The organism is Mycobacterium sp. 1274761.0 (assembly GCF_001668615.1).
In the GTDB taxonomy this organism is placed as follows: domain Bacteria; phylum Actinomycetota; class Actinomycetes; order Mycobacteriales; family Mycobacteriaceae; genus Mycobacterium.
Genome location: NZ_LZMC01000072.1, coordinates 47,334 through 56,470 on the forward strand (window position 1 = coordinate 47,334; position 9,137 = coordinate 56,470).

At 66.5% G+C, this 9,137-nt stretch carries 9 protein-coding genes and 1 pseudogene; 5 read left to right on the top strand and 5 right to left on the bottom strand.

Annotated features, from left to right (window positions below):
• Positions 1 to 20: 20 nt before the first annotated feature.
• Entirely contained in the window at positions 21 to 1,661 is a 1,641-nt protein-coding gene (locus A5651_RS15165; RefSeq protein WP_066982161.1) for an acyl-CoA carboxylase subunit beta, read from the bottom strand.
• A gap of 32 nt (positions 1,662 to 1,693) precedes the next feature.
• Here A5651_RS15165 and A5651_RS15170 point away from each other — a divergent pair, with 32 nt between their 5' ends.
• Both A5651_RS15170 and A5651_RS15175 read left to right on the top strand, forming a co-directional pair.
• On the top strand, positions 1,694 to 2,434 hold the full coding sequence (locus A5651_RS15170; RefSeq protein WP_066982164.1) for a biotin--[acetyl-CoA-carboxylase] ligase: 741 nt from the start codon (positions 1,694 to 1,696) through the stop codon (positions 2,432 to 2,434).
• Positions 2,435 to 2,443: 9 nt separating this feature from the next.
• Positions 2,444 to 2,977, top strand: coding sequence for a PH domain-containing protein (locus tag A5651_RS15175; protein WP_066982171.1), 534 nt, complete (start codon positions 2,444 to 2,446; stop codon positions 2,975 to 2,977).
• Here the strand turns inward: A5651_RS15175 and A5651_RS15180 are convergent.
• Positions 2,914 to 3,588 carry a GtrA family protein gene (locus tag A5651_RS15180; RefSeq protein ID WP_066982172.1) on the bottom strand — a complete coding sequence of 225 codons (675 nt, stop codon included), beginning with the start codon at positions 3,586 to 3,588 and terminating at the stop codon, positions 2,914 to 2,916. The two genes, A5651_RS15175 and A5651_RS15180, sit on opposite strands and share 64 nt — an antisense overlap.
• A 177-nt stretch (positions 3,589 to 3,765) precedes the next feature.
• On the opposite strand from A5651_RS15180, the gene A5651_RS15185 reads away from it, so the two are divergent.
• From A5651_RS15185 to A5651_RS15195, 3 genes are read left to right on the top strand one after another with little or no spacing between them, the layout of a single operon-like run.
• Positions 3,766 to 4,932, top strand: a complete 1,167-nt coding sequence (locus tag A5651_RS15185) for a 5-(carboxyamino)imidazole ribonucleotide synthase (protein WP_304441188.1) — start codon at positions 3,766 to 3,768, stop codon at positions 4,930 to 4,932.
• Positions 4,925 to 5,455 carry a 5-(carboxyamino)imidazole ribonucleotide mutase gene (gene purE / locus A5651_RS15190; protein WP_066982173.1) on the top strand — a complete coding sequence of 177 codons (531 nt, stop codon included), beginning with the start codon at positions 4,925 to 4,927 and terminating at the stop codon, positions 5,453 to 5,455. Before A5651_RS15185 ends, purE begins: the two co-directional genes overlap by 8 nt.
• A 13-nt stretch (positions 5,456 to 5,468) precedes the next feature.
• Complete coding sequence (locus A5651_RS15195; RefSeq protein ID WP_066982174.1) at positions 5,469 to 6,629, top strand: acyl-CoA dehydrogenase; 1,161 nt, start codon at positions 5,469 to 5,471, stop codon at positions 6,627 to 6,629.
• Positions 6,630 to 6,662: 33 nt separating this feature from the next.
• On the opposite strand, the gene A5651_RS15200 is transcribed toward A5651_RS15195, so the two are convergent.
• From A5651_RS15200 to A5651_RS15210, 3 genes and pseudogenes are all read right to left on the bottom strand, one after another.
• Positions 6,663 to 6,896, bottom strand: a complete 234-nt coding sequence (locus A5651_RS15200) for a hypothetical protein (protein ID WP_066982176.1) — start codon at positions 6,894 to 6,896, stop codon at positions 6,663 to 6,665.
• 170 nt (positions 6,897 to 7,066) lie between these two features.
• A pseudogene (locus A5651_RS15205) lies at positions 7,067 to 8,490 on the bottom strand (multicopper oxidase family protein).
• Positions 8,491 to 8,524: 34 nt separating this feature from the next.
• On the bottom strand, positions 8,525 to 9,137 hold a 613-nt coding region (locus A5651_RS15210; RefSeq protein WP_066982178.1), incomplete at its 5' end, for a TIGR03089 family protein.

Genomic DNA, 9,137 nt, shown 5'->3' on the forward strand with positions numbered 1-9,137 from the left:
AAGTCCCATCGTTCGCTCGCTCACAGCGGTATGTTCCCGTGCTTCTTCGGCGGCGTCTGGGTGATCTTGCGTTCCAGCAGCCGCAGGGCGGTGGCGACGTAGCCGCGGGTGTGCGAGGGCGGGATGACCGCGTCGACGTACCCGCGCTCGGCGGCGATGTAGGGGTTGACCAGGGTGTCCTCGTAGTCCTGCTGCAGCTCCAGCCGCAGGCCGTCGACGTCCTTGCCCTCCTTGGCGGCCTCCTTGAGCTGCTGGCGGTAGACGAAGCCGACGGCGCCCGAGGCGCCCATGACCGCGATCTGGGCCGTCGGCCACGCGACATTGACGTCGGCGCCCATCTCCTTGGACCCCATGACGCAGTAGGCGCCGCCGTAGGCCTTGCGGGTGATCACGGTGATCTTCGCGACGGTCGCCTCGCCGTAGGCGTAGAGCAGCTTGGCGCCGCGGCGGATGATGCCGTTGTATTCCTGGTCGGTGCCGGGCAGGAATCCGGGCACATCGACCAGCATCACGATCGGGATGTTGAAGCAGTCGCAGGTCCGCACGAACCTGGCGGCCTTCTCCGAGGCGTTGATGTCAAGGCAGCCTGCGAACTGGGTGGGCTGGTTGGCGACGATGCCGACCGGGCGGCCGTCGACGCGGCCGAAGCCGACGATGATGTTGGTTGCGTAGCCCTGCTGCACCTCGAGGAACTCGTCGTCGTCGAGGATCCGCGTGATGACCTCGTGCATGTCGTAGGGCTGGTTCGGCGAATCCGGGATCAGCGTGTCCAGCTCGAGGTCCTCTTCCGTGAGGCTGTCCTCGATGGCGCCCTCGGGAACCTCGGCCGGATACCGCGGCGGGTCGGAGTAGTTGTTGCTCGGCAGGTAGCTCAGCAGGTCGCGGACGTAGTCGAAGGCGTCCTGCTCACCGGAGGCGACGTAGTGAGCAAGACCCGACTTAGCCATGTGGGTGTGCGCGCCGCCGAGTTCCTCCATCGTCACCTCTTCACCGGTGACGGTCTTGATGACGTCCGGGCCGGTGATGAACATCTGGCTGGTCTGGTCGACCATGATGACGAAGTCGGTCAGCGCGGGGGAGTATACGTGGCCGCCCGCCGCGGCGCCCATGATCAGTGAGATTTGCGGGATGACACCCGACGCCTTGATGTTGTTGTGAAAGATGTTGCTGTACAAGCCAAGTGAGACCACACCCTCCTGGATGCGGGCGCCCGCGCCGTCGTTGATGCCGATCAGCGGGCGGCCGGTCTTGATGGCCAGCTCCTGCACCTTGACGATTTTTTCGCCGTAGACCTCGCCGAGGCTGCCGCCGAACACCGTGGCGTCCTGGCTGAAGATGCACACGTCGCGGCCGTCGATGGTGCCGTAGCCGGTCACCACACCGTCGCCGAGCGGGCGGTTGTTCTCCAGCCCGAAGTTCTTGCTGCGGTGCCGGGCGAGCGCGTCGAGTTCGACGAACGAGTCCTCATCCAGCAGCGCCAGGATGCGCTCACGGGCGGTCAGCTTGCCCTTGGCATGGACCTTCTCCACCGCGGCCTCGCCGACCGGGTGCAGCGTCTCTTCGGCGCGCCTGCGCAGATCGGCCAGTTTGCCGGCGGTGGTGTGGATGTCGATCGTGTGCTCTGCCGAGGGCTCGGCCTTATGGTCAGAAACGCTCGTCATGGTCGTTGATGCTATCGACATAGGCTGAGCGGGTGAAAAGCGGACCGTGGCGCATTGACCACGTCGACGAAACCGGATCCACAAACGCCGACCTGCTGGCGCGCGCCGCCGCAGGTGAGGACATCGACGGCGCGGTGCTGATCGCCGATTCCCAGACGGCGGGCCGGGGTAGGCACGGCAGGTCGTGGTCGACGCCGCCCGGTTCGCAGATTGCGCTGTCGGCCGGTGTCGGTGTCGGCGGCGTACCCAGCGAGGCGTGGGGCTGGCTGCCGTTGCTCACCGGCGTCGCCGTGGTCGACGCGGTCGCCGAGGTGGCAGGCGTTGAGGCCGGACTCAAGTGGCCGAACGACGTGCTGGCCAGCGGAGGCAAGCTCTCAGGCATTCTCGCGGAGGTGGCCGCGCCGCTGCCCGTCGTCGTCGTCGGTCTCGGTCTCAACGTGACTGAGGCGCCCGACCCCGCCGCCACGTCGCTCTCGGCGCTCGGCGCGACGGTGGAGCGCAGCACGCTCACCAAGGCGGTGCTGCGACACCTGGACAGCCGCATCGAAGCCTGGCGCAGCGGCGCAGGCGCCGATGTGACGCTGGCCGCCGATTACCGGGCCCGCAGCGTCACGATCGGCAACCGGGTGCGGGCCAGCCTGCCCGGGGACCGCGCCATCGAGGGCGTCGCCGCCGACGTCGACGAGCTGGGGCGGCTGCGCATTGACACCGGAGGTGAGACGGTCACGGTCTCGGCCGGCGATATCACGCATTTGCGGGCCGCCAAGCCATAGAGTTTGACCGTGGGTTACCCGGACAACGTGCTGGCCGCTGACGAACAGGTGGTGCTGCACCGCCACCCACACTGGAAGCGGCTCATCGGGCCGGTACTGCTGCTTCTCATCAGCTCGGCGGTGGCTGCGTTCGTGGCTGCTGTCGTCGAGCGGCAGAACTGGGGCACGGCCAAGACGGTGGTGCTGCTGGTGATCCTCGCCGTCTGGCTGCTGCTCGTCAGTTGGCTGACGCTGTGGCCGTTCCTGAACTGGCTGACCACCCACTTCGTCATCACCGACCGCCGGGTGATGTTCCGCCACGGCCTGATCACCCGTCAGGGCATCGACATTCCGCTGGCGCGGATCAACAGCGTGGAGTTCCGGCACGGCCTGGTCGATCGGATGGTGCGGACCGGCACGCTGATCATCGAGTCGGCGTCACAGGACCCGTTGGAGTTTCACGACATTCCGCAAGTGGAGCGGGTCCACTCGCTGCTGTATCACGAAGTCTTCGACACGCTGGGCGGCGAGGAGTCCGACAGCCGGTCCTCCGGAAGGCGCTGACGCCGCCGCGCACGCCGCAGCGGGGTGACATTGGAAGCCTCCTGGTGGAGTTCGTGTACTTCCTCCATCGCCTCGGCGATACCGCCTGCAGTGAAGGCCGACTCCAGGGCCTTGTCCGGGTTGCGGCCGAACTCGTCGGGGAACACCCAGCGGCGGAACGCCCAGAAGCGGAACGCCATCTGCAGCAGATTGCCCAGGATGTAGGCGGAGATGAAGTCGGCGATGTTCTCGACCGTCAGCGACACGTCGGGGACGCGCAGGTGCAGCACGTAGCTGGAGAAGTACAGAGGGAGCATGGACAGCAGCACGCCGACGCCGCTGAAGGCGAAAAACAGCAGCGCCTCGTGGTGACGTTCGCGGCCGCCCCGGTCGCAGAAGCTCCACTCCCTGTTGAGGATGTAGGACGCGATCACCGCGACGATGCCCGCGATGATTTTCGCGGTCACCGGCTTGGGCTCGAGCACCGTCAACTTCAACGTGTAGAAGACCGCCGAGTCGATGACAAACGTGGTCGCGCCCACGATCGCAAACTTGATGAGTTCGTGGTGCCGTTCGAAGAAGGGCCTGATCGGGCTGGGCAGCCGCGCGATCGTGGCATCGGTGAAGGACACGACAACGCAGTGTACGTAAACAACGGGGTCAACGCTCACCCGTGCAGGTCAGCCCGCACCCACGCATGACACCATGAACGCGTGCGGAAGCCCGATGTCGCCGCCGGAGCGGCTCCGAAGCCCGATGTCGCCGCCGGAGCGGCTCCGAAGCCCGATGTCGCCGCCGGAGCGGCGTTCATCCCCAAAGTGACGATGATCGGCGGCGGGCAGCTGGCCAGGATGACCCACCAGTCAGCAATCGCGCTTGGCCAGACGTTGCGCGTGCTCGCCGTCACACCCGACGATCCCGCCGCACAGGTCACACCCGATGTGGTGATCGGGTCGCACACCGACATCGACGCGCTGCGCCGCGCCGCCGAGGGCGCCCAGGCGTTCACCTTCGACCACGAGCACGTGCCGCCCGAGCTGCTCGAGAAGCTGGTTGCCGAGGGCGTCAACGTGGCGCCGCCACCGACGGCGTTAATCCACGCCCAGGACAAGCTAGTGATGCGCCGGCGCTTGGAAGCCATCGGCGCTCCGGTCCCGCGCTACGCCGAGGTGAGCGACGTCGCCCAGCTCGACACCTTCGCACCGGGTGAACCGGTCGTGTTGAAGACCGCGCGCGGCGGCTACGACGGCCGCGGTGTGCTGCTGGCGCGCGATATCGACGAGGCCCGCGAATTCGCCGGGCGCAACCTCGAGGCGGGAAACCAGGTTCTGATAGAGGAGCGCGTCGCGATGCGGCGGGAGCTGGCCGCGCTGGTGGCCCGTTCGCCATTCGGTCAGGGCGCTGCATTCCCGGTCGTGGAAACCGTGCAGCGCAACGGGATCTGCGTCGAGGTGATCGCGCCCGCTCCGGGGCTTGACGGCGAAATAGCCGCCACCGCAGGACAACTGGCGTTGCGGCTGGCCGACGAGCTGGGCGTGGTCGGGTTGCTGGCGGTCGAATTATTTGAGACGGCCGACGGTACGCTGATGGTCAACGAGCTGGCGATGCGGCCGCACAACTCGGGGCACTGGACCATGGACGGCGCCAAGACCAGTCAGTTCGAGCAGCATCTGCGGGCGGTGCTGGACTACCCGCTCGGTGACACCCATCCCGTGGCGCCCGTGACGGTGATGGCCAATGTACTTGGAGCGCAGCAGAAGCCGGCGATGAGCATCGACGAGCGGCTGCACCATCTGTTTGGCCGTATCCCCGACGCGAAGGTGCATCTCTACGGCAAGGAGGAGCGGCCCGGTCGGAAGGTCGGCCACGTCAACATCATCGGTGACGATGTCGTGAAATTACGTGAACGGGCGAGCAGGGCGGCACACTGGTTATCGCATGCCGAGTGGACGGACGGATGGGACGGACATGAGTAAGAGTCCCGCGAGGGTCGGGCTCATCATGGGCAGCGACAGCGACTGGCCGGTTATGGAAGACGCCGCGCATGCCTTGACGGAGTTCGACATTCCGTTCGAGGTCGGCGTGGTATCTGCGCACCGCACACCGGAGCGGATGCTCGACTACGCCCGCACGGCAGCCGGCCGCGGCATCGAGGTGATCATCGCAGGCGCGGGCGGTGCGGCACACCTGCCGGGCATGGTGGCGTCAGCGACGCCGTTGCCGGTGATCGGCGTGCCGGTGCCGTTGGCCAAGCTCGATGGCCTCGACTCGCTGCTGTCGATCGTGCAGATGCCCGCGGGCGTCCCGGTGGCGACGGTGTCCATCGGCGGGGCGCGCAACGCGGGGCTGTTGGCCGTGCGCATCCTTGGCGCCTCGGATGCGGGCCTGCGCGGGCGTGTGGAGGCGTTCCAGCGGCAACTCAAAGAGACGGTGCTGGAGAAGGATGCCGCCCTGCAGGACCGGGTGCTCGGTGCCGACGGTAAAGTTACTGGCAAGTAGCAAGGAGTTTCTCATGGCTGGTAACCCTGATTTCGATGTGTTCAAGCTGCCCGACGAGCACGATGAACTGCGCGCTGTGCTGCGTGACCTGTGCGAGAAGCAGATCGCCCCGCACGCCGCCGACGTCGACGAGAATTCGCGTTTCCCGGAGGAGGCGCTCAAGGCGCTCAACGAGTCCGGCTTCTCAGCGGTGCACGTCCCCGAGGAGTTCGGCGGCCAGGGTGCCGACTCGATCGCCACATGCATCGTCATCGAGGAGGTCGCGCGGGTCGATGCGTCGGCGTCGTTGATCCCGGCGGTGAACAAGCTCGGCACGATGGGGCTGATCCTGTCCGGCTCCGACGACCTCAAGAAGCAGGTGCTGCCCGCCATCGCCTCCGGTGAGGCAATGGCCTCGTATGCGCTGTCGGAGCGCGAGTCGGGCAGCGACGCCGCTGCGATGCGCACCCGCGCCAAGCAGGACGGCGACTCGTGGATCCTCAACGGCACCAAGGCGTGGATCACCAACGGCGGCAAGTCGACCTGGTACACCGTGATGGCGTCGACCGACCCGGACAAGGGCGCCAACGGCATCTCGGCGTTCATGGTGCACAAGGACGACGAGGGCTTCACCGTCGGGCCGAAGGAGAAAAAGCTCGGCATCAAGGGTTCGCCGACCACCGAGCTGTACTTCGAGAACTGCCGCATCCCGGGCGACCGCATCATCGGCGAGCCGGGCACGGGCTTCAAGACCGCACTCCACACGCTTGATCACACGCGGCCGACCATCGGCGCGCAGGCCGTCGGCATCGCGCAGGGCGCGCTGGACGCCGCAATCGCCTATACCAAGGAGCGCAAGCAGTTCGGCAAGCCGATCAGCGACTTCCAGGGTGTGCAGTTCATGCTCGCCGACATGGCGATGAAGGTGGAGGCGGCGCGCCTGATGGTGTACACCGCCGCGGCGCGGGCCGAACGCGGCGAGCCCGCGCTCGGGTTCATCTCGTCGGCGTCGAAATGCTTTGCCTCCGACGTCGCGATGGAAGTCACCACCGACGCCGTGCAGCTGTTCGGCGGCGCTGGATACACGCAGGACTTCCCGGTCGAGCGGATGATGCGCGACGCCAAGATCACGCAGATTTACGAGGGCACCAACCAGATTCAGCGCGTGGTGATGTCGCGCGCTCTGTTGAAGTAGCTCAGGGCTTATCTGCGGCGAAGGGGTGTGGTGCTAGCCGCCCGAGCCTCCGTATGGCGGCGCCTTATCGACCGGTACCGCCACCGACGTCTCCTCCGTTGCGGAGTACGCCATCGTCGCGGTGCTGCCCAGCGTCATCTGCGACGCTGATTCGACCGACGGGCCGACGGGGCCGCCGCCGTCGGTCAGTGCGCCTGCGGTGCCCAGTGTGACCATGGCGCCGGCGCCCACGACGGCGGCGATCGTCTTCGCGCGATTGCGTGCCATTTTCGTTGCTCCATCCCAAGCGAGTTCGATAGTGAGCGACTGCCTGCGCCGCCCCCGTGAATAGCCATGCAACGCGGTTTGCCGAAACTGTGAATGACTTCCCAAGCGGATTTTCAGGAAGTTCAGATCAAGCTGACAGCGCTTAGCGCATCAAGCCGTCTTGATGTAGGTCAGGCCTCGTAAAAGATCCAGCCCGCCATGCCGCCCTCGAGGTGGTACGTGTTATGGCAGTGCGTGATCCATTTGCCCGGATTGACGGTGTCGAAGTCCACTTCGACGGTTTCTTTCGGCGGCACCAGCACCGTGTCCTTGCGGGCTCGCGGGTTGCCCCCACTCATCACCTGGAACGTGTGCCGTGCAGATGAATCGGGTGAAACATCATGGACTCGTTGATGATTCGTAACCGCACCCGCTGATCCCGCTTAACCCCGATACCGTCTTTCGCCGGGTCGTAGAGCCGTCCGTTGAAAGGCCAGGTGTAGTCCGGTCCTGGACCACTGAGCTTCGCCTCGATCACCTGCTCAGGTGTGCGGGCGGGCAGCGTGACTTCCGGCGCTGGGGACAGCGTCGCCGTGTTGAGGGGCGCCTCATTGCGTACCGAGGCGACGAAGTCGTCGACCTCGGTTGTCGTCGCCGCGTCTCCCACCCGGACGTTCATCTGTGCGTGGCCCTGCTTGCCCTCAGGGACGGCGACCACGGGTACCGACTCGTTGACCGTGAACGTGGCATCGACCCGCTCACCCATCCCGAGGATGACCGACTTCGTCTGCACGGGCATCACCGGGTAGCCGTCGGTCGCGATGACATTGAGGCTGGTACCGGCAACGGCGATCCGAAATGCCGTGTCCGAACCGGCGTTGATGATCCGCAGCCGGATACGTTGTCCCTGACGGTAATCACGCATGTCGGGATCGGCGGGAACACGGCCGTTGATGAGGAAATGCGGGTATGTGACGTCGCCGCCGTCGGCGCCGACCGGACTTGTCGGGCTGACCCCCGGCCCACCCGGTGCCATCGGTTTCATCCCGGTCTTGCGCAAATTCTCCAGCACCTGGTCGGGAGTTGTGCCGGTCCCGTCAATCCAGTCGTCGAGCACCAATACCAGTTCGTCGTCGTAATCGGCCTTCTCGTTCGGGTCTTCCACGATCAGCGCGCCGTAGAGGCCGCGGTCGAGCTGTGTTCCGACATGTGAGTGATACCAGTAGGTTCCGGCGTCAGGGACCATGAAGTCGTATTCGAAGGTCCCGCCCGCCGGAATCGGCGGCTGCGTCAGCGGCGGCACCCCGTCCATGTCGTTGACGATCGCGAGTCCGTGCCAATGGATGCTGGTGTCTGAAGGCAGCTTGTTGGTCACCGAGGCGCGCAGCCGCTGGCCTCTGCGAATTCGGATCTCGTTGCCCGGTAATCGGTGGGTGTATGCCCACGTGCGCACGATAGGACCGCCGAGGTCCACGTCGGTCTCGGCGGGCTCGAACTTCATCTGGACGGCGGGCACCGGGGCCGGCGTGGTCGCGGGCGGGTTGGTCTTCGGTGAAGAGCATGCCGCGACTCCTGCGGCAGCTGAGAGCATCAGGAACCCGCGCCGACCGATCATGGCCTACAGCGTGGCATCCCGGTGCCCGCGGTGGCTAGCCGCGGGTGACCCTCTCCATCTCCCTGCGGCGCTGAAGCTTTGCCTCGTCGGGGTGGGCGACCTGCACCAGCGATGCGCCCGCGATCAGCGGCGCCAGCAGGTTGTCGACGAGTGCGTCGGGGCTGTCCCACGCCGCGGTCGAGAGCACTCGATCGTCACCGGTGAAACCCTGCGCTGCGGCGGAATCACTTGCCGCAGTGATGATATCGCTCACCGACAGGCCGTGCAGCGCCGGTCCGGGGGCACGCTCCGGGATGATCTGGTCGCCGTGCACACGTACGGCTGTCGCGTAGTCGGTGACCCCGACCGGTACGTCGGCTGCCGGCTTGCCGAACGGGTCCAGCGACAGCACGGCGATCTCGCCCGCGCCGACCGCAGCGTCGGCATCCGCCAGGCGGTCCTCGGTGCACAGTGCGACGTCCGCTTCGCCGGGGCCGAGCACGACCTCGGCGCCGATGTACCAGGTCCCCAGCAGCACCGCGGCGGTCTGCCAGTGCGCGGGCAGCAGCACGGCGATCCGGCTGTGCGGCCCGGCGCCGAGTTCGTCGCGAAGGAGGTTGGCGGTCTTGGCCGCCCAGTTGGCCAGCGTCACTGTCGACAGCTCGATC